This is a genomic window from Pseudomonas sp. 3296 (genome assembly GCF_031456615.1).
Lineage (GTDB): Bacteria > Pseudomonadota > Gammaproteobacteria > Pseudomonadales > Pseudomonadaceae > Aquipseudomonas > Aquipseudomonas mucoides.
The window spans coordinates 593220-615240 of record NZ_JAVDUY010000004.1; the positions used below are offsets into that span (position 1 = coordinate 593220).

At 56.6% G+C, this 22021-nt stretch carries 22 protein-coding genes and 2 pseudogenes; 8 read left to right on the forward strand and 16 right to left on the reverse strand.

The window, feature by feature from the left end; genetic code table 11:
• Nucleotide 1: 1 nt before the first annotated feature.
• Nucleotides 2–835, forward strand: coding sequence for a DUF2950 domain-containing protein (locus tag J2X66_RS13985; protein ID WP_405046778.1), 834 nt, complete (start codon nt 2–4; stop codon nt 833–835).
• A 143-nt stretch (nt 836–978) separates the two neighbouring features.
• On the opposite strand, the pseudogene J2X66_RS13990 reads toward J2X66_RS13985, so the two are convergent.
• Nucleotides 979–1259, reverse strand: a pseudogene (locus J2X66_RS13990) (hypothetical protein).
• A 137-nt stretch (nt 1260–1396) separates the two neighbouring features.
• Here J2X66_RS13990 and J2X66_RS13995 point away from each other — a divergent pair.
• The 3 genes from J2X66_RS13995 (at nt 1397) to J2X66_RS14005 (ending at nt 4335) form a co-directional block, all read left to right on the forward strand.
• A complete protein-coding gene (locus tag J2X66_RS13995) occupies nt 1397–2320 on the forward strand; it encodes a LysR family transcriptional regulator (protein WP_310265192.1) in 924 nt (307 codons plus the stop codon).
• 141 nt (nt 2321–2461) lie between these two features.
• Complete coding sequence (locus tag J2X66_RS14000; RefSeq protein WP_310265195.1) at nt 2462–3187, forward strand: alpha/beta hydrolase; 726 nt, start codon at nt 2462–2464, stop codon at nt 3185–3187.
• A gap of 113 nt (nt 3188–3300) precedes the next feature.
• Entirely contained in the window at nt 3301–4335 is a 1035-nt protein-coding gene (locus J2X66_RS14005; RefSeq protein WP_310265197.1) for a sensor domain-containing diguanylate cyclase, read from the forward strand.
• 113 nt (nt 4336–4448) lie between these two features.
• On the opposite strand, the gene J2X66_RS14010 is transcribed toward J2X66_RS14005, so the two are convergent.
• The 5 genes from J2X66_RS14010 to J2X66_RS14030 form a co-directional block, all read right to left on the reverse strand.
• Nucleotides 4449–5369 carry an amino acid ABC transporter permease gene (locus J2X66_RS14010; RefSeq protein ID WP_310265200.1) on the reverse strand — a complete coding sequence of 307 codons (921 nt, stop codon included), beginning with the start codon at nt 5367–5369 and terminating at the stop codon, nt 4449–4451.
• Nucleotides 5324–5956, reverse strand: a complete 633-nt coding sequence (locus tag J2X66_RS14015) for an amino acid ABC transporter permease (RefSeq protein WP_310265203.1) — start codon at nt 5954–5956, stop codon at nt 5324–5326. The genes J2X66_RS14010 and J2X66_RS14015 overlap by 46 nt, the downstream gene beginning before the upstream one ends.
• 21 nt (nt 5957–5977) lie before the next feature.
• Nucleotides 5978–6769: a glutamate ABC transporter substrate-binding protein gene (locus J2X66_RS14020; protein ID WP_310265205.1), complete on the reverse strand. Its 792-nt coding sequence runs from the start codon at nt 6767–6769 to the stop codon at nt 5978–5980.
• Nucleotides 6770–6859: 90 nt separating this feature from the next.
• The gene (locus tag J2X66_RS14025; RefSeq protein WP_310265207.1) at nt 6860–7624 is read right to left on the reverse strand and encodes an amino acid ABC transporter ATP-binding protein; all 765 of its coding nucleotides are present in this window, start codon (nt 7622–7624) and stop codon (nt 6860–6862) included.
• A gap of 50 nt (nt 7625–7674) precedes the next feature.
• The gene (locus J2X66_RS14030) at nt 7675–8697 is read right to left on the reverse strand and encodes an asparaginase (RefSeq protein ID WP_310265209.1); all 1023 of its coding nucleotides are present in this window, start codon (nt 8695–8697) and stop codon (nt 7675–7677) included.
• A gap of 137 nt (nt 8698–8834) precedes the next feature.
• On the opposite strand from J2X66_RS14030, the gene J2X66_RS14035 reads away from it, so the two are divergent.
• Nucleotides 8835–9836, forward strand: a complete 1002-nt coding sequence (locus J2X66_RS14035) for a LysR family transcriptional regulator (protein WP_310265211.1) — start codon at nt 8835–8837, stop codon at nt 9834–9836.
• 38 nt (nt 9837–9874) lie between these two features.
• Here J2X66_RS14035 and J2X66_RS14040 read toward each other — a convergent pair whose 3' ends face one another.
• The 8 genes from J2X66_RS14040 to J2X66_RS14075 all read right to left on the reverse strand — a co-directional run bounded on the left by J2X66_RS14040 (nt 9875) and on the right by J2X66_RS14075 (nt 17695).
• Nucleotides 9875–10771 carry an allantoinase PuuE gene (locus tag J2X66_RS14040; RefSeq protein WP_310265212.1) on the reverse strand — a complete coding sequence of 299 codons (897 nt, stop codon included), beginning with the start codon at nt 10769–10771 and terminating at the stop codon, nt 9875–9877.
• Nucleotides 10772–10825: 54 nt separating this feature from the next.
• Complete coding sequence (locus J2X66_RS14045) at nt 10826–11695, reverse strand: MurR/RpiR family transcriptional regulator (RefSeq protein ID WP_310265214.1); 870 nt, start codon at nt 11693–11695, stop codon at nt 10826–10828.
• 36 nt (nt 11696–11731) lie between these two features.
• A complete protein-coding gene (locus J2X66_RS14050; protein WP_310265216.1) occupies nt 11732–12967 on the reverse strand; it encodes a cysteine desulfurase-like protein in 1236 nt (411 codons plus the stop codon).
• Nucleotides 12968–12987: 20 nt separating this feature from the next.
• The gene (locus J2X66_RS14055) at nt 12988–13722 is read right to left on the reverse strand and encodes an amino acid ABC transporter ATP-binding protein (protein WP_310265219.1); all 735 of its coding nucleotides are present in this window, start codon (nt 13720–13722) and stop codon (nt 12988–12990) included.
• Complete coding sequence (locus tag J2X66_RS14060) at nt 13719–14396, reverse strand: amino acid ABC transporter permease (RefSeq protein ID WP_027923846.1); 678 nt, start codon at nt 14394–14396, stop codon at nt 13719–13721. Before J2X66_RS14060 ends, J2X66_RS14055 begins: the two co-directional genes overlap by 4 nt.
• A gap of 64 nt (nt 14397–14460) precedes the next feature.
• Nucleotides 14461–15237 (reverse strand): transporter substrate-binding domain-containing protein, encoded by a 777-nt coding sequence (locus tag J2X66_RS14065; RefSeq protein ID WP_310265223.1) that lies wholly within the window; start codon nt 15235–15237, stop codon nt 14461–14463.
• Between the two features lie 178 nt (nt 15238–15415).
• Entirely contained in the window at nt 15416–16807 is a 1392-nt protein-coding gene (locus J2X66_RS14070) for an MFS transporter (RefSeq protein WP_310265225.1), read from the reverse strand.
• Nucleotides 16808–16810: 3 nt separating this feature from the next.
• The gene (locus tag J2X66_RS14075; protein WP_310265228.1) at nt 16811–17695 is read right to left on the reverse strand and encodes a LysR family transcriptional regulator; all 885 of its coding nucleotides are present in this window, start codon (nt 17693–17695) and stop codon (nt 16811–16813) included.
• A gap of 164 nt (nt 17696–17859) precedes the next feature.
• Between J2X66_RS14075 and J2X66_RS14080 the strand changes: the two genes are divergently transcribed.
• The 3 genes and pseudogenes from J2X66_RS14080 to J2X66_RS14090 all read left to right on the forward strand — a co-directional run.
• Complete coding sequence (locus tag J2X66_RS14080; RefSeq protein ID WP_310265231.1) at nt 17860–19215, forward strand: MFS transporter; 1356 nt, start codon at nt 17860–17862, stop codon at nt 19213–19215.
• A 15-nt stretch (nt 19216–19230) separates the two neighbouring features.
• A complete protein-coding gene (locus J2X66_RS14085; RefSeq protein WP_310265233.1) occupies nt 19231–19686 on the forward strand; it encodes a type II 3-dehydroquinate dehydratase in 456 nt (151 codons plus the stop codon).
• Nucleotides 19687–19732: 46 nt separating this feature from the next.
• Nucleotides 19733–20166, forward strand: a pseudogene (locus J2X66_RS14090) (OprD family outer membrane porin); the annotation flags it as partial.
• Nucleotides 20167–20887: 721 nt separating this feature from the next.
• Here the strand turns inward: J2X66_RS14090 and J2X66_RS14095 are convergent.
• Both J2X66_RS14095 and J2X66_RS14100 read right to left on the reverse strand, forming a co-directional pair.
• Nucleotides 20888–21538 carry a response regulator gene (locus J2X66_RS14095; RefSeq protein ID WP_310265236.1) on the reverse strand — a complete coding sequence of 217 codons (651 nt, stop codon included), beginning with the start codon at nt 21536–21538 and terminating at the stop codon, nt 20888–20890.
• Nucleotides 21535–22021, reverse strand: a 487-nt coding sequence (locus J2X66_RS14100; RefSeq protein WP_310265239.1) for an Hpt domain-containing protein, incomplete at its 5' end; no start/stop codon positions are given. The genes J2X66_RS14095 and J2X66_RS14100, both read right to left, overlap by 4 nt.

The window sequence follows — 22021 nt, forward strand, 5'->3', positions numbered from 1 at the left end:
CATGGCGACAGCACAGCAGGAATTCCCAACCCCGGAAAAAGCCGCTCAAGCGTTCGTCGAAGCACTGGGTACGACACACGCCGATCACGAACGCCTGACCGAGTTGCTGGGTAAGGAATGGCGCAGTTTCATCCCTCGCGAAGGCGCAGAGCGTAAAGACGTGGAGGCGTTTCTAAAGCAGTACCACGAAGAAAACCACATCGAAAAAACCAACGACCGCACCGCGATTCTGTCGGTCGGCAGCAACCACTGGACACTGCCGATTCCCATCGTGAAAAGCACCAACGGTTGGCGCTTCGACATCAAGGCCGGCAGTGCCGAGGTCCGGGCACGTCAAATTGGACGCAACGAACTGGCGGCGGTGCAAGCGGCGCTGGCCTATCACGACGCCCAGATGGACTACGCCTCAGTGGATCGTGACGGTGATGGCGCGCTGGAGTATGCGCAGAATATTTTCAGCACCCCCGGCACCCATGACGGACTCTATTGGGCGGACGACGACAGCGGCCAGATCAGCCCGCTAGGCCCTGAGTTCGGCAAGACCATTGCCGGCGAAGGCTGGCATGGCTACCACTTCCGCATTCTCAATGGCCAGGGTCCTTCAGCACCCGGTGGCGCCTACAGCTACCTTATCGGCGACAAGATGAGCCGAGGCTTTGCACTGATCGCCTGGCCAGAAAAATACAATGACACCGGCGTGATGAGCTTCATGATCAGTCATGAAGGACAGGTGTTCGAGAAAGACCTGGGGCCTGACAGTGAAAAACTGGCGAAGGCGATGACGCGCTTTGATCCGGATGACAGTTGGAAGGAGGTGGCTGCGGATCAGGAGTAGGAGGTGTTGTTTCAATGTCTGCGACGTTGGCGGTCTGACTCGCTGCGGATGTTGTTTTCGGTCGATTTCTGTCCTTTGCGAATGGCGGCAACCGGCTCTGAACAGCCAGTGGTTACCCCGCCGTCTTTATCCTGGTAACCCTATCAACCCAGGCGCTTTTCAAAGTAGACACGAGCAAATCCATCCTCCGAGCGCCGCTGGACTTCGACATAACCAAGTCGAAGAAAAATGGACAGATTGTCGGTCATCTTCTCATTCGTATAGAGACTAACGCGGCCGCGATCTGAGCCCTGAAATCCGCCAGCATCGGTGCCGGCTTCCGTCCTGTTACCGAGACATACTGGGCATACGCTTGCCTGGCGCATGCGCGCGCTGCGCCTTCATCGTCTGCAACGGCTTGGCCGATCCTGTGTATTTCGCTCATGGTAAATTCTGAAGAATGTCGGTTAATGTCGGCTCGGAAAAACGGTAAAGGCACCCGACTGACGCTCAGCCAAGAGCGCATGTGGTCGCAGAGTAACCCGCCATCCTTCAAATTATGAACGAAGAGGCCAATACCACATGAAGCCCCTGGATCTGACGCGTTTCGATCTCAACCTTCTGGTTGTACTTGAGGCGCTTTGGGCTGAAAAGCACGTCGGCCGCGCGGCCGAAAGATTGCATTTGTCCCAGTCCGCAACCAGCCACGCCTTATCGAGGCTGCGTACAGCGTTTGATGATCAGCTGTTCATTCGTAACCCCCGCGGGATCGCGCCCACGCCGCTGGCCATCGAGTTAATGCCTAGAGTGGCGGCGGTGCTCGAGTCGGTCAGGCTCGTCGCCAGTCCACGTGGCCCGTTCGATCCCAGTTGTTTACAAGCGACGCTGTCAGTGGCGGCCACTGATCACGCCGTATTGACGGTTGTCACCCCTGCTCTGGCCAAGATCCAGGCCGCTGCGCCGGATGCCGTGCTGACGCTCAGGCCGGCGGATGTCGAATCCGCTCTGCGTTTGTTGGATGCTGGCGAGGTCGACATCGTGCTGGGGTCGGGTTCATTTGTCCAAGTCCCACAGCGCTTTGATTGTCAGCTGGTACATAAGGAGCGTTTCGTCGGCATCGCTCGCAAGGGCCACCCGGCGCTGGTCAAGCGAGGCAAGAAGCTGCACATGAAACTGGATGACTTCGCTCGCCTGCCCCACATTCTGGTCTCGCCGCGCGGCAGTACACGGGGCGTTGTCGACGATGCGCTGGAGAACCTCGGCCGTAGCCGCAAAGTAAACGTCACCTGCCCCAGTTTTCTGGCGGTTCCATTCATGGTGGGTGCTTCGCAATCGATTGCCATTATTGCCGAGCGGGTCGCATTGCAGATGCAGGAGACCGCGCAGTTGAGCCTTTTTGAGCTGCCCTTGGCGCTATCCACTTGGGAGGTACTCGTTATTCGAGCACGAGGGCGCGCCAACGAGCCCGCCGTTGAGTGGATTACGAACATGATGATCGGCGACTAAACAGCGGCACTGGCTTGTCGTGGCCAAAGCGCCCCGAAACCATGAATCTCGTGCATCGACAGCCTGTGTAAATGTCATTGGCATTGAATGCCTCGGTCCTCCTAGAGTTCGGTCGTCTACTCAACCCTCCAGGAGTCCCTCATGAAAAACCTGTCGACGTTGGTCATGGTCCCTTGCTTCGCAGGGGCCCCGTGGCAGCTTGACCAGTTGACCTGTTTGCAGAACCGTTCCATGCGTACCCTCTGTTTGCCCAATGACGTGTGCGATCTGGAGTCACTGGCCGACTTCATCGCTGACCAGGTGAAGGACCTTGAGAGTTATGTGTTGGTTGGCGACTCATACGGCGCAGTCTCTTCGATCGCGGTTGCGACGCGCCAACCCAGAGGCCTCAAGGGCCTGGTGCTGTCGGGTGGTTTTGCCAAGAGCCCGATCACCTCACCCCTGCTCAAGACGCTGGCAGCGTTCGTACCGTTCTTCCCCGGGCCCTTTTATCGACAGATGACCCTTCGGGTCCACGCAGCTCAATTGGCATCATCGTTTGACAAGGAGGGCGAGATCCCTTGGTCAACCGCAAAGAGCCACGCCTTCTTCGCCCAGCAGACGCCACACAAAGCCTACGTCAACCGGATGCGCTCGATCGAGAAGGTGGACTACACGGCGCTGCTGAAGAAGATTGACGTCCCCACGCTGATCCTGACTCCAGAGGAAGACAAGCTGATCGGCGAAGAAGCCGCGGGAATTCTGCTGAAGGGCATCAAGGGCTCACAGCAAGTCATCATGCCGCGCACTGGCCACATGTTCAGGTTCTCGCATCCTGGCGCCTACTCTTTTGAGATCAGGAAGTTTCTGGAGCGGGCATCGCTTTAAGCGAATGTGCGAGCGCACGGGCAGTCTCATTCAGGTTGGTGAAGCCCTGCCCTGTTCAGTAATCCTGGGATTGGCCGATAATCGAAATACCCCTCAGCTATCGGCACGCCCCAATGGATCAGATTCTTTCTCTTCTCTCCGATACCCTTCCAAAAGCAAAAACCCTGGAGCAGCTAACGCGTCCCTTGTTGGCCCTGCTCAGCCAGGTAACCGGTATGGAGTCGACCTATCTGACGACCATTGATACCGACGAGGGTGTCCAGCGTGTCGAGTTCGCACGCAACGTCGGTGACATGGTGATTCCTGAAGGGCTGGTCGTGCCGTGGACTGACACACTGTGCAAGCGGGCGCTGGACGAGAATCGCATGTACTCGGATAACGTTGCCGACGTTTGGGGGGACTCGGACGCCGCCGCAGCCTTGGGCATCATGACTTACGTGAGCGCGCCCATCAGATCCCAGGACGGGCAACTGCTGGGGACGGTATGTGCCGCCAGCTCGGATCAGGTCGCCCGCTCTCTTGAAGTCGAACCCTTGCTGATGCTGTTGTCGGGGTTGCTGGGATATTCCCTTGAACGTGGGCTGCTTGTTGAGCGACTCCAGGCTGCCAACGCCGAGTTGACCAAGCTGGCCCTGACCGATCCACTCACCGGCCTGTCCAACAGGCGTGCCATTCTTAACGATGCCGCGCGCCTGTTCGCCCTGGCCCAGCGTGAGGACAAGTACATCCTGATGGGGGTCATCGATCTGGATGGGTTCAAGTTCATCAACGATACGCACGGCCACCTGGCAGGCGACCAGCTACTGCGCGGCGTGGCCGCCCAACTGCAGCAGGTCCTCAGAACCAGCGATATCATCGGGCGTACCGGCGGTGATGAATTCATCGTGATCGCCTTGGGCACCCCCTCCGAACACACGGACCAGGCAAAAGACAGGCGACATGCTGCCGAACTGCTTCAGGATCGCCTGGCCAAAGCGACGATAGGACGATATGAGCTGGGCCACGGTCTTGCTGATATTCAATACGCCGGCGCGAGTGTGGGGGTAGTGACCGTGATGCCGGACAGCATCACTGTGGACGAGGCCATTAAGCTGGCGGATCGCGAGATGTATACGGTGAAACAGCAGCGAAACCGTCAACGGCCGTAGAAGAACTGAAGGTCAGTTGTGGGTCGATTGCAGCCCTCGCCACAGGCAGCAATCGGCTGAGGATTCAACCAGTCGCGTGGCATTCCCATTCCGCAACCCTCCCAATCCGCTCATCAAGATGATGTCTGCGATTTTGCCGACATCAGCGTCTTCAGTTCAGCCCCTCCTTCCTCAGTGATTACTGCTCGAGAGGTATAGGCCTGCCGTCGTTCGATCCAGCGCCGCAGTGCTAAAAGCAAGGCGCTGACAAAACCATACATCACCGTGACAATAAACGCTGATTGCAGCAGTGATTGCGGGGCGAAGCTGGATATTTGCTGGGACCGACGCAACAGCTCTTCATAGGGAATGATGTACCCCAGGGAAGTGTCCTGGACAATCGCCAGAACGGCACTGATCAACGCTGGCAACATGAGCTTCAGCGCCTGCGGCAATACAATCCACACCATCGCCTGGTGTTCGCGCATGCCGATCGATAACGCCGCTTCTTTCTGCCCGCGCCCCAACGAAAGGATACCGGCGCGGATAATCTCCGCCGCCATCGCACTGTGGTGCAGCACCATGCCGAAAACCAGATAACCCAGGGCTGACCAGTGCAACCCGATCGAGGGCAGCAGGATGACGGTAAACAGAATCAACAAAAGCAGCGGTACCGCGCGAAAACAACCGATATAGCTGGCAGCCAATGTGCGCAACCAGAGCCTGGACGATAACCGCGCCAGTGCCAGAGGCAACGCCAGGCTGAATGCCAAAACCATGCTGATCACGGCGGCCAGCAAAGTGGCCATCAGGCCGTCAAACAAAAAGCGCAGCGTTCCCGGATGCAGGAAAATTTCCCACCGCTTGGCATCAAACTGACCACTGGCGTCGAGTCGATGACCCACCGTCATCAGGCACGCCAACAGCAGTAGCACGCCGATCACCGAAATAAGCCGGTTACGCCTTCTGGCAATCGGCCCAGGCGGTTCGTAAAGCAAGTTGTCCGCGCTCATCGCAACACCGCCATTTTTTGCTCCAGAAAGCGAAAGAACCAACCTGCCGGCAGGGTCAGTAGCAAATAGGCGGCCATCGCGCCGAGGAAAGTCGGCACAGCCAGGGCTGTGTCGAAGTTGATCTTCTGCGCGGTATAGGTGATGTCCGCAACACCAATCGCCGCCCCAATGGCCGACGCCTTGATTTGAATGATGAACAGGTTGCCCAGCGGTCCAATGACCGACTGCACGGCTTGTGGCAATACCACCTCGCCCAGTATCTGGTCGAAGCGCATCCCGATACTGCGTGCGGCTTCGATTTGGCCGATCGATACCGTGTTGATGCCCGCCCGCACGACCTCACAGATCCAGGCCGCGGTATACAGCCCCAGGACCAGGACCGTGGAAGTGAACAGCGAATAGATGAAGCCCAGCTTCGGCAGCCCAAAGGTGAACAGCAGCAACAGCGCCAGAAGCGGCATCATCCGCATGAGCTCTACGTAACTGCTGGCAAACCAGCGAAAGGGTGGCCAGGGGCTCACCCTCATGATCGCCAGAAGCAGTCCGAGAACGATCGCAATGGCGAAGGACAGCAGGGTCAGCTCGACGCTGACCGCGATGCCCCCCAGAAAGCGTTCGATATAAAACATCAGGTCGCCTCTCGGGAGATCTTACTGTTCGATCACTGGCACCTGCGGTGCGCCCAGTCCGGCTTCAAGATCCTTGCCGTACATTTCTTGCCACTTGCCACTCTGGATCGCCATCCCCAACTGATTGTTGATCCAGTTACGCCAAACCTTGTCTTCCTTGGCTACGGCGATGCCGTAGGGCTCTTCGGTGAATGGCGTACCGACCACACGTAGCTTGCCGGGCTGGCGAAGTGACTCACCGACCAACGTAGCGCCGTCGTCAACATAGGCGTCGAAACGCTTGTCGATCAGCCCCTCGACGCAAGCGGAGGCATCGCTGAAGGTCACGATCCTGGCATTAGGCGCTAACGGTTTGAGATTGCGCTCTACGGTCGTGCCGCTCAGTACGCAGACCGTCTTGTTGTCGAGGTCTGCGGTTTTGTTAATCGAATGATCGTCGATCCTTACCAGAGAATCCTGCCCGGCGAGGTAATACGGGCCCGCAAAGCCTATGACCTGCTTGCGTTCGTCGGTCACTGTCATGGTGGCGATGACCAGGTCGACGCGTTTGTTCTCCACCAGAGGAATGCGGTTTTCCGGTGTGGTGCTGACCCACTCGATGTTGTCTTCGGAACCTGTGAGCTGTTTCGCCAGCATCCTGGCCAGATCAGCCTCGAAGCCTTCAACGTCTCCTGTCATGGGATTTTTGGACGAGAACATCAGCGTATTCAAGGAGCTGCCAACCACCAGCTTTCCGCGCTGGTGAATTTTCGCCATCGTCGAATCGGCGGGAAACTGATCGACGGTGTCGGCCGATGCAAGGGTGGCGAACATGCAGGAAGCCAGGAGGGAAACGCTGAAAGTAACGGACCGGTTTGAGCGCATGGATGATCTCTCTTTTTATTGTGTTTTCAGGTGTGTTGATTAGTGAGCCAGGATCTTGGAAAGAAACTCTCGGGCACGCTCTGAGCGCGGGGCACTGAAGAAAATTTCCGGTGGAGCGCTCTCAACAATCCGGCCGGCGTCCATGAAAATAATCCTGTCGGCGGCGGAGCGAGCGAACCCCATTTCATGGGTGACGACTACCATGGTCATGCCTGTGCGGGCCAAATCCACCATGACCTTTAGAACCTCGTTGACCATTTCCGGATCAAGTGCCGAGGTCGGCTCATCGAACAGCATCACACTGGGCTTCATTGCCAGCGAGCGAGCCAGCGCAACGCGTTGTTGTTGGCCGCCCGACAGCTCCGCCGGATAAGACTTCCCCTTGTGTGCCAGACCAACTTGTTCGAGTTGTTGCATTGCCCACGCGTCGGCGTCCTGACGTTTCATGCCAAGGACCTTTCGGGGGCCCATGGCAACATTCTGCAGCGCGCTCCGATGTGCAAACAGATTGAAACTCTGGAAGACCATGCCGACCTTGGCACGCATTTTCGCCAGCGCCCCGCCCTCTTCTGGCAGGCGTTCGCCGTGCAAGAAAATCTCACCACTGGTGATGGTTTCCAGGCGATTGATGCAGCGACACAAGGTCGATTTACCTGAGCCCGAGGGGCCGATAATCACGACCACTTCACCTGGCTGAACCTCCAGATCGACATCAAACAGGACTTGCTGGCTGGCAAAGAACTTATTGACCGCACGTAGTGAAATGGCCGGGTGGGGCTGGTTTTTGGCGTGAGTCGGTAGCATGGTTTCTGATCTGCGTTAGAGGTCTGATGTATGCCCTTAAGGCACCCGCACTAGACGAACTTCAATTGCACCGTAGCCTTCAACTGGCCTACCGGCGCGCCGTTGCAATTGTTCAATGCCGGATCTGCCCAGGGTGTCAACAACGGGTTATCGCTTCCCTGCTCCAGCACTCCCAGTTGCTTGAGTACGGCAATGGTGATGGCGAACACGGTAGGGAAATCGCCATCGCTGACTTTCACCGCCACACCCAACCCTCGGCTACGGATACCGACCGTCTGCACACCATCGGCACCGGTTTTCGCGACCCAGTCGCCATTTGATGCAAGTGTGATCCCCAGATCGGATCGGCCGGTACCGGAGACCATTTGCGGATTGCCGCGCATGGCGTCAAACAGACGTTGCAAAACAGGGCTGAGGCTGGCGTCGGAACCGGCATCACCGCTGGCCAGTCGCGCCCACAGCAAGGCGAGTCGTGACAGAGGCATCCCGAGATTTGGCGCGTTACAGCCATCGGTGCCCGCCCAGAACTGATTTTCCGGAACACCGCTCAGCGATGCGACGACACGCTGGATGTCACGTTGCAAGGGATGGTCCGGTGCCAGGTAGGACTCACTGGCTAATCCGTGAAGGCGGCAATAGGCAAGAAACCCGGTGTGCTTCCCGGAGCAGTTGTGGTGGCGTTGATCGAAGTGGAAGCCGGCCGGCGGCAGATTGTTCGCGCCGTAGAAGTCCGGTAGATGGCAACCGCATCCCAGGTCAGTCACTTCGTGCCGGATTTTCGCCAACATGCTGCTCACGGCATTCACGTGCGATGCTTCCCCCGAGTGACTGGCGCACATCACGGCGACTTGATCATCGGAGAATCCAAAGTGCTCGACACCCCCATCACGAACGAAAGGAACGGCCTGGAACGGCTTGAGCGTTGAACGGGAAAACATCATCGCTCCCGGATCGCCTGCATAGGCCAGCAAAACCCCTTCGGTATCAACAACGGCCACTGATCCCCAGTGAATGCGCTCCACATGTTGGTTTCGAGTAGCCACAGCCAATGGAACATGTGCAGGAAAATCCATAATGATCTCGATACTCCAATGAGCCCCGCAGATGAACGATTCTCTCGGGCAAATACGTTGGCGGAAGTTATGAACGGTGTGCGCACTTCGATCGAAATGAGTCTATATACTGGCGAAAATGGATGGAACATCGTCCGATGGAATTCGGTTTTGCAACCAGCGCAAAGGCAACTCTGAACATGACGTCTGACAGTGCACGTATTGATCACTTGGGAGTAATGAGGGCTCTGGTCAAAGTAGTGGAGTTGGGCACCTTCTCCGCGGCAGCCCGAGAGTTGCACGTCTCCCCTTCCACATTGACCCGAATGATTACGACGCTGGAAAAGTCGTTGCATACAACGCTTCTTCATCGCACAACACATATCGTCGCCCTCACCGAGGCGGGGCAGATTTATCACGCCCGCGCGCTGTCGATGATTGCGGATCTGGACGACACGCTACGTGTCGTCAGTGACCTCAATCTTGCACCAAGCGGCCCGCTGAAACTGACTTCGCCCGTGGCTTTCGGCAGGCGCTTCCTTGCACCACTGATCGCCCCTTTTTTACAGATGTACCCTGGCATCCAGATGGATTTACGTCTGACCGACAACCATAACGATATGATCACCGGGGGATTTGACCTCGATATACATGAGGGCGAGAACCACCTTGAGAACTTGATCGCCTATCCAATATCCCGCAACGATTCGCTACTCTGCGCAACGCCAGACTATCTTGCGCGCTGCGGTCATCCCCAAACACCTGCCGAACTCAGCCAGTACAACTGCCTCATTTACTTACACCCAGACAGCGACCCTCATTGGTACTTCACCAACGATGGCGTGAAACACTCGATTTTCCCGAAAGGCAATCTTCAGTCGGACAATTCGGAACTACTACTCGAAGCAGTTTGTGGAGGCCTGGGCATTGCCGAGTTCGAAATCTGGCTGGTGCGTGATCTCCTCTTGAGTGGAGAACTGCAAATCGTTCTTCCGAACTATCGTTTTGTTAACTCGCTGACAGGGAAACACATTTATATGGCTTATCTTCCCAACCGACGCTATTCCACAAAAGTTCGAGTATTGCGCGACTTTCTCGAAACCCGGCTCAAAGGCATCGGTGAACTTCCCCCTGAACTCTTTCAACACAGTGGGGAATAGTGCATATCAATTTCTAATCCGGCGTGATTGCCAGGCAATCAAGTTCGTTCAAGCCAGGCACGGGCGATTTCTTCGCGCGTAGCAAACCAGACTCCGTCGTGTTGCTTGGCATACTCGATGAATTGCTTGATCGCCCTGACCCGCCCTGGACGGCCCACCATGCGTGGGTGCAGCCCGATCGACATCATGCGTGGTCCTTCAGCCGACTCCTCGTAAAGGACCTCAAAGCTTTCTTTCATGTACTCGAAAAAGTCCGATGCCTGCGACAGCCCCGGAGAGTTCCAATAGCGGAAATCGTTGACGTCGGCGGTGTAAGGCACCACGAGATGACGCTTACCTTCAACCTGGACAAAGTAGGGAACATCGTCGTTGTAGGCATCGGAATCGTAGAGAAAACCTCCCTCCTCCGCGACCAGGCGACGGGTGTTGACGCTGGCACCATACCGGCAATACCAGCCAACGGGACGCCTGCCGCAGGTGCGTTCGAACGACTCGATAGCCAGGCGTATGTGTTCGCGCTCCTGTTCTTCGGTCAGGCGAAACACTTCCTCCCAACGATAACCGTGGCTGCAAATTTCATGACCGCCTGCGACGGCAGCGCGTGCAACATCCGGGTTTTGCTCGAAGGCTACTGCGCAGGCATGAAAGGTCGCGCGAACCGCTTGCTGGTCGAGAATATCCAGGATTCGCCAGATCCCGACGCGAGAACCGTACTCATACATCGATTCCATCGCCAGATTGCGTGTGCCGTCGGGTATTGAATAGCTGCCCCATTCGGTCATTGATTCCTGGTCCGGGTCGCCCATGGCGAGCGAACGTTCGGAGCCTTCTTCGTAGTTGATCACCAGGCTGATGGCCAAACGTGCGCCATTCGGCCAGGTGCCTTGCGGGCGTTGTCTTGCGTAACCCACTAAATCGCGTGCAGGTGAAACCATCGGGATATTCTCCTGAAGTGACTGGTTAAATAAGTACGTGGCGAAAGTCGCGACTTAGCAGTCGATATCTTTCAACCGATCATGGCTAAAGGTGCTGTCCGATTGCCACTCGCTGAAGGCCAGCCCCATGGCCAGGGTTTGCGCAATACAGAACGAAGCGGTGAGCGAGCGAAACCCCAATAGTTCGGCGTCATTGACCTCAATCACCGTGTCCGCCATCTGCCCGATTGGACTCAGAACGCTGTCGGTGATCGCCACCAGCGTCACGCCCGCTTCCCGCGCCTGACGACAGGCTTCAACAGTGTCATTGGCGTAGGGCGGAAAGCTGACGGCTATCAACAAATCATCATCGGCAATGGCGCTGACCTGCTCCGGCAACGTGCCGCCAGCACCGCTGATGTGCACGGTTCGCCGGCCCACACGACTCAATGCGTAGCTCAGATACGCCGCCACTGGAAAGGCACGGCGCATGCCGATAACGAAAGTGGTGCGCGCGGCCTTCAGATGGCCGATGGCGGCTTCGATGTTGGCCTGCTCGCCGCCCTCGGCCAGGTGTTCCAGAGAAACGATGTTGGCCTGGCTGAACTCACGCAGAATGCCGCCGACGTCACTTGGGTCCTCCAGCAACGTCTCACCACCGTAGTGCCGAATGCGCTCGCTGTGGTTGTCGGCAACCTGTTGCAACGGCGCGCGGAACAGCCGCTGCAAATCCTTGAAACCCGCAAAACCAAGGGCCTGAGCCAGCCGAATATAAGCGGAAGGCGCAATACTCGAGCGCTTACCCAGTTCGGCCACCGTGTTGAGTGCGATCTCATGCGGGTTGTCGATCAGGAATCGGGCAGCATCGCGCAAGCGACCGGTCAGTTGCTCGTGTTGGGCCGCTATACACTCACGCAGCTCTGCAAGGGTTTCAGGTAAGGCCATAATGAAGGCTCGTAAAATGAGAAGTGTGTACGCCCGTCAACGCAACGCATTGATTGCTTGATCCAGCGCAGTGATGAGGCGGTCGACTTCTTGCAGCGTGTTGTAATGCGCCAACGACACCCGCACCACCCCGCCAAACTGATCAAGCCCAAGGGCTTCGATAAGGCGCCGCGCGTAGAAGTCACCAAAGCGAATGCCTATCCGGTGCTCATCAACCTTACGCACTACAGCCTCTGACTGAACGCCTTCGACTACAAAACTGATGGTTGGCACTCGATGGCGAGTATGCGCTTTGCCAATGATGCGAACGCCTTCGCGCTCCCGCAGAAATGCCAGCAGACGCTCGGCCAGCAAATCTTCCTGCACCTCGAAGGCATCGAACGCAGCCTGCATGCACTCGCGCTCGCTACCTTGTGCACCAAGCCGAGTGCTGATGTCGAGCAAGTAGTCGGTAATGCCGATGCAACCGAAGGACAACTCGTAGTTGACGTTGCCCGGCTGCAATTTGTAAGGCACCACCTCCTGGCCGATAAAGAAATGGTTAAGGCTCGGCAACTCCAGCAACAGATAACGACGCCCCCATAGCACAGCAAAGTGTGGCCCGAAGGTTTTGTAAAAGCTGTAGACGTAGAAATCGGCGCCACTGGCCTGGACATCAACCAGTCGGTGTGGCGCGTAAGCAACAGCGTCCACGCACAGCTTGGCACCCGCCGCATGTACACGTCGTGCAACCTCGGCAACTGGATTGATCGACCCGAGAATATTCGAAGTGTGGGTCATGGCCACATAGCGGGTGTTGTCATTGAGCAAGACCTGCAGGTCATCCAGCTCCAGCTCACAACTGTCCTGGTTGACCTGCCAAACACGCAGGGTCGCACCGCGGCTTTCGCAAAGCTTGACCCATGGGCCGATGTTCGCCTCGTGATCGCAATTGGTGACGATGATTTCATCACCCGGAACGATTGACGGGGCGATGGCACGACACAGTATTTGCAACAAATGGGTGGTCGAACCACCCATGATCACTTCTTCGGGATGCTCGGCGTTGATCAACTGCATCACCGAATACCGCGCCTGCATCACTCGCGCCCCAGCGTCGACGGAAGGTTGGTAGGACGCGCCCAATTGCACGCTGCTGTTGAGCATGTAATCAACGACCCGTTCTGCTACGGCGCTCAGCACCATCGAACCACCGGCGTTATCCATGAAGGCATAGCCATCGGCCAGACCTGGAAATTGCTTGCGAACGTAATCAATATCGAGAGAATTCACTCTACTTTCTCCAGCCTGAGTCAATGATGCAAGATGGCCTGCAAGAACGCTTGCGTGCGGGGTTCCTTAGGTGCGGTAAAGAATGGTTCAGGGATGTTCTGCTCAACAATGCGTCCACTTTCCATGAAGATCACCCGGTCGGCGACGCGACGGGCAAAGCCCATTTCGTGAGTGACCACGACCATCGTGACGCCGGAGCGAGCGAGGTTCTGCATGACATCGAGTACTTCGCCAACCATTTCCGGGTCCAGTGCCGACGTCGGTTCATCGAATAGAATCGCGCGGGGCTCCATGGCCATGGTGCGAGCAATAGCAACACGCTGCTGTTGGCCGCCAGACAATTGGCTCGGGTATTTGTGCGCGTGATCGCCCATGCCAACCTTCAGCAACAGCTCCTTGGCCCTGGCATGCGCATCACGGCGACTCAGACCTCGAACACGGATCGGCGCCAGCGACACATTGTCGAGGACAGTGAGGTGCGGATAGAGGTTGAAGCTCTGGAACACCATGCCGACTTCACTGCGGATGGCGCTGAGTCGCGGACCGTTTTCAACCCGCTCACCGCCCACGCGAATATCGCCCTGCTGATAGTCTTCAAGCAGATTGATGCAGCGAATCAAGGTCGATTTTCCAGAACCGGACGGGCCAAGAATGACCACCACTTCACCCTCTTCGACCTGCAGGTTGATATCGCTTAACGCCTTGAAGTTGCCGTAATACTTGTCGAGTTTTTCAATGTCGATCAAGGTGCTCATGCGGTTTTCCCTCCAGAGGCATTACGCCGTTCAACCCAACTGACCATCTGCACCAACGGCAACAGCAGCAACAGGTACAGCAAGGCAGCCCCTACCAGCGGTGTCGGGTTGGCAGCCAGTGCCTGAGCCTGGGTCGCCTGCTTCAGCAAGTCAGGCATTGCTACGACTGAGGCGAGCGCCGTGTCTTTCATCACGTTGATGCAATTACTGGTCATGGGCGGCATCACGATGCGGATAGCCTGCGGTAAAACAACGTCGCGCATGGTGTTGAAAAAGCTCATGCCTTGAGAAGCCGATGCTTCGAACTGGCCACGGGGAATAGCCTCGATGCCTGAACGAAAAATCTCCGCACTGTAGGCGCAGGAGACCAGCGAGAGCGCACTGGCGGCGGCCGCAAACGACGACAGTCGAATGCCGACAAAGGGCAGCGCGTAATAGATGAGTACCAGTAAAACAAGCAATGGAATGGAGCGCATGATATCGATGTAGATACGCGCTAGCGCTCGAACAGGTGCGTAGGAGTACAACCGCAGCAATGCCAGCAAAAGCCCGCCCACCAGGCCCAGGGCAATGCTCACCACTCCAAGCAAAATGGTCACGCCCAGACCGCGCATCATCAGCGGAAGCGAATCGACGAGCACGTTCCAGTTGAAGAATGTCTGCAAAAGATCCATGGGATACCTCGGTCAATACAAGTGGCGAACGGGCGTCGCCACTTTCACGCATTTTCGGCAGGGCTTACTTGAGGACAGCGGTCACCTGCAGGGTGCTCGAGTCTTTGTCGGCTTCGGCGCCAAACCACTGTTTGTGGATTTTCCCTAAGGTGCCGTCTTCTTTCATCTTGCTGATGATGTCGTTGACCTGATCGCTCATCGCCCAGCCTTTGGCATGCATCAGCGAGTAGCGTTCACCAGTGGGAATACGCGCCACGATGGAATACTGCGGTTTGTCCTTGATGTAATAGAGCACCGCAGGAATGTCGCTGAGGTAGCCATCGATTCGTCCGGAAGCCAGATCGAGCATGGCCGGCGATAGCCCTTCATAACGCGAGACATCGTTGAATTTGTACTCGTCCTTGTGTTGGCCGATCCACATGTCGCCGGTGGAGCCGGTATCGACGCCAACCACTTTGCCGTCCATATCGGCCAGGCTCTTGACCTTGGACGTAGTCAATGCGGTGAGGGATTGGTCGCTGTCGAAGTAAGGCTGCGCGAAGGCTACCGACTCGAGACGTTTAGGGGTAATGGTGATCGAAGAAATTGCAATCTCGACACGCTTGGATTGCACGGCACTGAACAGGCCGTTGAAGGGGATATTGACGAATTCGACACTTTTTCCGGCGCGTTTGGCCACCTCTTTTACAACATCGACTTCAAAGCCGACAAACTCACCTTTGGAATCCTGGAACTCCCAGGGCACGTTGCCAACGTTAGCACCTACGGTCCAGTCCGCGGCCCAGGCTGGCAGTGAGACTGCGGCCGTCATGAACAATCCCAACATCACTTTCGCTTTCATGTTTGCTCCCGATTGTTTGTTTTTTTAGGTGCTAACAGCGGTTGATTTCGTACAACGTGGAACTGAGAGTAAATTAGCGGAGTATTTATTTCAATACCACTTATCTGTGAATATTTTGCTCCACGAATGCCTCCTGTTTTCCCGTGGGGCCGCGCTCAGCACTTGGGCGTGCTCCCATCTAAGTCCGCTGCAATACCGACTCACCCGCCTTCGATGGCAATCGCAAGATGTCCAGCAATGCGAGCGCCGCCACCACGGCGACACACAGGAATGTCAGCTGAAAGTCGACCGTCTCTGCGGTTCCGGTATTGCCATGGATGGTCATTGAGAGGCGCAGCAGCAACGCGCCCGTGGCAACCCCCATCGCCATGCTCAGCTGGAAGAACATACTGAACAAGGTCGAGGCTTCGCTCATCTGCGCCTTGGGGACATCGGCAAAACCCAGGGTATTGAACGCGGTGAACTGCATGGATCGCGACAAACCGCCGACAAACAGAATGCACATGACCAGTGCCCAACTCATCTGCTTGTCCAGTAAGGCGCAGGCCGCTATCGCCAGTACGCCAAGGACACCGTTGATCATCAGCACCGGCCGAAAGCCCCAACGTTGCATCACCATGGTTGTGAACGGCTTCATGGCCAGATTGCCAGCAAAGACTGCCAGCACCAGAAGCCCTGAATCCAGCGCAGAAAGCCCGAAGGCCAGTTGAAACATCAGCGGCAGTAGAAACGGCAAAGTGCTGATGGCAATGCGAAAGATCGACCCACCCAACAGACAGACGCTGAAGGTGCGGATGGCCAATACTTCCAGCGCCAGCAACGGCTGCCCATGCCGTCGCATATGACGCCAGGCCAGGACTCCGAGCATCCCACCTGCACTACTGAGCACCAGTGCCGACAGCCCATTGGCCGGACTTTGCCCGAGCAGCTCCATGCCAAATAGCAACGCAGCGCTGGCGCCGCCCGCAAGCGCGAAACCCGTGAAATCGAAGGACCGCGCAATGGCTTGGTCTCGCCGGGGTATCAGCACGAGTGCAGCCATCACGGCCAACACGCCCAACGGCAAATTGAGGTAGAAAATCCACGGCCAGGACGCATGGGTGACGATGAACCCGCCCAAGGGTGGACCGAGTATCGGTGCAACCAGACCGGGCCAGGTGATAAAGGAGATGGCCCGCACCAGGTCTTTCTTCTCGGTCGTGCGAAGTACCGCCAGACGCCCGACCGGCACCATCATCGCGCCGCTGATGCCTTGCAGTACGCGCGCGGCGACAAAGGCCGGCAAGCTGTCACTCAAGCCACAAAGCAACGAAGAGAGACTGAACAGAACAATCGCCGAACTGAACACCAGCCGTGAACCGAAGCGATCGGCCAACCAGCCACTGATCGGAATGAACACCGCCACCGCAAGCATGTAAACGCTCATGCCGATGTTCACATCCACCGCCGGCACGCCAAAGGTTTTGGCCATGTCCGGCAGCGCGGTGGCGATGACCGTGGCGTCGAGGTTCTCCATGAAGAACGTGACCGCGACCAAAAGGGCAATCAATGTTGAGCGACGTTGCGACATCGGTCATCCCCAGCCATGAGCTTCTTCGATAAAGTGCAGCACCGCACTGGATCGCTCGTCAATCCGCGAAATCAGCGATAGCTCACTGACCATTTCCGCTTGAGCCAGGGACACGATTCGTATGCCCGGCATGGTCAGGCGGGTCATGGTTTCAGGCACGATACTCAGACCGATGCCGGCAGCCACCAGTCCGGGAATGCTCATCAGCGACGGCACGTACATGATGTTCTGCGGGTGCAACTGGTTCTGCCGGCAGGCCTGGAGCGTGTGGGAGGTCAGGCCGATGCCGGCGCTGTCTTGCAAGAACACGAACTTTTCATGGCGTAGCGTCGCCAGGTCTCCGTTGAAGCTGTCGACCAGTTCATGGTTGTCCGGGATCAGCAGGACGAGTCTGGACTGGCTGAAATGATGGGTGCGCAGACGGTCCGGCAGGTGATCCTTGAACACCCTGGCAAAAGCCAGGTCGAGCTTGTGGTCGAGCAACATGTCGAACTGCGCGCGAATACCGGCGTCAACCAGTGACACCTTGACCTCGGGGAACGTGCTGAAGTAATGCCGGAGCAATTGCGGCAAATTGGCCTCGAACAATGCCGAGTGGTAGCCGATGTTGATCTCGCCCACCTCTCCCCGCCTGGCACGCCGGGCAGCGGCGATTGCCAGTTCGCTGGACTCGATGGACTGCCGCGCATGGGGTAGAAAAGCCTCGCCGGCAGCAGTCAACGCCACCCCACGGTTCTCCCGGCGGAACAATACCAGCCCCAGCTCGGATTCCAGCGTGCGCATCAATTGACTCAGCGCCGGTTGCGCAATGCCCAGTTGCTCGGCCGCGCGACTAAAATGTTGCAGGTCGGCCGCGACCACAAAGGCTTTCAGGTGACGCAGTTCCATAATCCGCACCCATAAGGCCAGCTTATCTATTTGTCTGGATTTCGATAATTATTCTGCCGACCGTATGGGTTAACGTCCACTCACTTCGACGTTTCTGCTGGCGCGCTCGCCCGTGCTGGATCGTGGGAGTACCCCATAACCATAAAAAAAAGACGAGCACCTCAATGAGCACAACCAGTCACGAGACTCATGATTTGCGAATGCCTCGCAAAGCGGTGACCGCCGCAACCATCGGCACCGCCCTGGAGTGGTTTGACTTCACGCTTTACGGCGCCGTGTCGGCGACCATCCTGCCCAAGCTGTTTTTCCCGGTGATGGAACCGACTGCCGGCCTGCTCGCTTCGTTGGCGACCTTCGGCGTCGGCCTGGCCGCGCGGCCATTGGGCGCGATTACGTGTGGCTACCTCGGCGATAAACTCGGCCGCCGCAACCTGATGTTGGCCACCGTGACCATGATGGGCCTGGCATCGGTATTGATGGGCTTGTTGCCCACCTACGGCCAGGTGGGGATCTGGGCGCCGATCCTTCTGGTGCTGCTGCGGATCGTTCAGGGTTTCGCCCTGGGCGGTGAGTCCACCGGGGCACAACTGATGGCGCTGGAGCACGCGTCCCCCGATCGCCGCGGACGTTATTCGGGCATGCTCGGGTTGTGCTCACCGCTGAGCCAGATATTGGCCAATGGCGTGTTGATGGGCCTGGCAGCGACACTTTCAAGTGAGCAATTCGAAAGCTTCGGCTGGCGAATTCCCTTCCTCATGAGCTTCGTACTGGTGGTGGTCGCGATCTTCATCCGCCTGAAAGTCGATGAAACCCCGGCCTTCGTCGCCTTGAAAAAGACCCCGGTGAAGCAGGAAAAAAGCCCGCTCAAATCGGCCATCGGCAGCCATTACAAAACCATCCTGCGCTTGATGCTGTTCTTCTGCTCGCCGGCTGCGCTGTTCTACCTGATCGTGATTTTTTCCCTCAGCTACCTGACCAAGCACTTGGGCTTCAGCCAGTCGACGGGCTTCATGTCGCTGATGGTGGCTAACGTCTGCGCCATTTTCGGTGCGCTGGCCGGTGGTTATCTGGCGGATCGCTGGGGCCGTAAAAAGGCGCTGGCCCTGGGTTCATGCATGACCTTGCTGATCCTGTTCGTCTACTTCCCGATCCTCAACACGCTCAACGTCCCCGCCATCATGGCAATCATGGGGCTGTTCCTGGGCTTCACTCAGTTTCAGAGCGGTATTCAACCGGTGGCCTTCGCCGAAGCGTTCCCGACCCAGGTTCGTTACTCGGGCTCGGCACTGGCCTACACCGGCGCCAACCTGGTGATTGGCGGCCCTATGCCGATGATCGCCGTCTGGATGATGAGCCAGTCAAACAATTCGCCATGGCCTCTGGTGACGCTGTGCGCGGTCATCAACCTGATCTCGCTGGCAATGATCGTCATCGGCCCGGAAACCCGCGGCATCGACCTTAACGCGGTCGCCAACGACGACGCCGTCGACACTCGCGCTTCAGCCATTCTTTCCAAATAACGCAGCAGGACGACCATGAACCGCACCGTCTTCATCCTCAACGGCCCTAATTTGAACCTGCTGGGTCGTCGCGAGCCGCAGATTTACGGCCACACCACGCTCGATCAAATTCGCCAGATCAGTGAAAGGCTGGCCGAGGAACTTGACCTGGTCTGCGACTTTCGCCAGACCAACCACGAAGGCGTGATGGTCGACTGGATTCAGGAAGCGTTTGAACAAGGCGCTGCACTGATCATCAACCCGGCCGGTTTTTCGTTTCACTCGATTCCGGTACTCGATGCCCTGAAGCTGCTCGACACACCGCTGATCGAACTGCACCTGTCGAACATCCATGCCCGCGATGAATTGCATCGCCACTCGATCATGTCCGGCGTGGTCAATGCGGTGATCTGCGGCATGGGGGCGGACGGTTATCCGCTGGCGATCAGGGCCATCGATGACCTGCTCCGTCGTCGGGTTTCCAACCACTAATACACCTCTTCTCCAGACGCTAATAATTCATCGCGAGACAGCCCCCATGCACCACACTTATTTTCGCCGTAACGTGCCCGCCCACTACTCATTGATCGGCCTGACCCTGGCACTCAGTGCTGGCTCTGCAACGGTCGCTCAGGCCGATGAAAACAGCGGTTTCATCGAAGGCGCTGCGGCCACTCTCAATCTGCGCAACGCCTGCATCAATCGAACTTCGTCAATCCTGCCTACCCGAATGCTGCCGCCCCACAAAACAAAGCGGAGGAATGGACGCAAAACTTTATCCTCGATGCACGCTCCGGCTATACCCAAGGGCCGGTAGGTTTTGGTGTTGATGTACTGGGGCTTTATTCGCAGAAGCTTGATGGCGGCAAAGGTACTGCTGGCACACAACTTTTGCCGATCGATAGCGATGCACGTCCTGCTGACAACTTTGGGCGCCTGGGGGTTGCCGCCAAAGCCAAGGTTTCAAAAACCACCGCCTCTTCATCAGCTACCCGATTTCGTTGTTGTAAGGCGATCCACATAAGCACGCGGAATCGTGGTTCAACCGCCAAGGAAAAGCGGCCTCAAGTTACTTATCGCCCTGCCGCTAAACTGGACGTACACACTCGTCTTTACGAGTCGTTAAAACAAGAGGTACGACACGATGAGAAAATCAACCTATCAACTGACTTGTTTCACCTTGGTTTTTGGATTCTCAACGCTCGTCTCTGTTCAGGCAGCCGATGGTGTCATTCAATTTTCAGGTGGACTTTATTCACCTCCTTGCAACGTCAGCATCGACGCTCCAACGACACCAAGTGAACGACAGTTTGCGCAAATCCATCTTACTAACTGCGATAGCCTCGTCAGCTTTTCCTTGAGTACTCTTGGCGCTACAAGTGCATTGGTCAAGATGCGAGTAATGCACTCACAGGCGGTGGTCTCCTTACCACTAGCCGTCCCTCCCCATGCCATGATCGTAACGTTGGAATACATCTGAGCCAAAATGCTGGCGTTTTTCTCCGACTCACGCCACTTCAACGAAAATCCTGGATTGCAGCATCGGCGATGGGCTACTGGGCTTAAGTCACTGCCTGAAAATGATCAAAGCTCTGTGTAGGCGCAGACGAAAAACCAGGTACGACACGGATACTGCGCGCCAACTTTAAAGTAAAAACGACTGCCTGATTCAGGATCGGTGGAACGACGCTTTTCAAAGCAGGCCATTTCGCAATGCGTATTCGTACAGCTCCTTGTCGTTAGCGATCCCCAGCTTTTGCTGAGCTGATATTTTCTGATGACTGATGGTCTTCACACTGCGATTGAGCATATTGGCTATTTCAGAAACGGTATGCCCGCCCACGAACAGTCGCATGACTTCCGACTCTTTGTTCGATAAAGCCTTTTGTCCCGGGTCTCCACGCGAGTTCAAGTTACTAACCTTGGCATCATCGAGCATTGTCTTAACGGCAGCGCCTATATACTTCTTGCCGTTGACAACAGCCCGAATAGCATCCACAAGGTTATCGTGCCCTCCACTCTTGAGCAAAACCCCATCCGTACCCGCATTAACGATATTTTCCAATATTGATGGATTAGTCATCATCGTGAGAATGATCAGCTTGACGTCTGGATAGCGCCGTTTGACAAACGAAACCAACGTCAACCCATCTCCATGTTTCCCGCCTGGCATGTAAAAATCACTGATCAGCACATGCGGGCTCACCTTGTCCATCAACTCGACCAGTGCAGTCGAGTCTTGTGCTTCCCCGCAAATTTCAATTCCTGGCTCACGTTCAAGGGCCATACGCACCCCAAACAGAACAATCGGATGATCGTCTGCCAGAATCACCTTAAGGGTCATGAAGACTCCTCCAAAATTGGATTCAAATATTCCTTTAAGCTACCAAGGTACTCGTCAATCAGAGACAGATGACCAGATGCGGCAATCTCTTCAAGGTGTGAGCAAAACTGGGCTGCGTCCATCGCACCGATCGTAACAAGCGCTCCTTTGATCCGATGTGCATGCTGAGTAACTGCCGTAGCATTACCCTCTGACAACGAATTCATCATGGCCGTCCAATCGTGCCTCGTTGTCGAAATAAACAAATCACGCATCGCCGGTCTGATTTCGTTCAGATGTGCAATCACATTTACCTTTGGAACACCTGCGACAGAAGCCCCTACTGCCTGCAAGGCCTCTCGTAGTTTCGCAAGCGAAACGGGTTTGGTCAGATGACCGTCCATACCGGCCTGCAAACAGCGCTCTCCTTCATCTGCCTGGGCATTGGCCGTTACCCCGACAATAGGCACTTTGACGCCCTCTGCGCGGAGTCGCCGGGTCAAC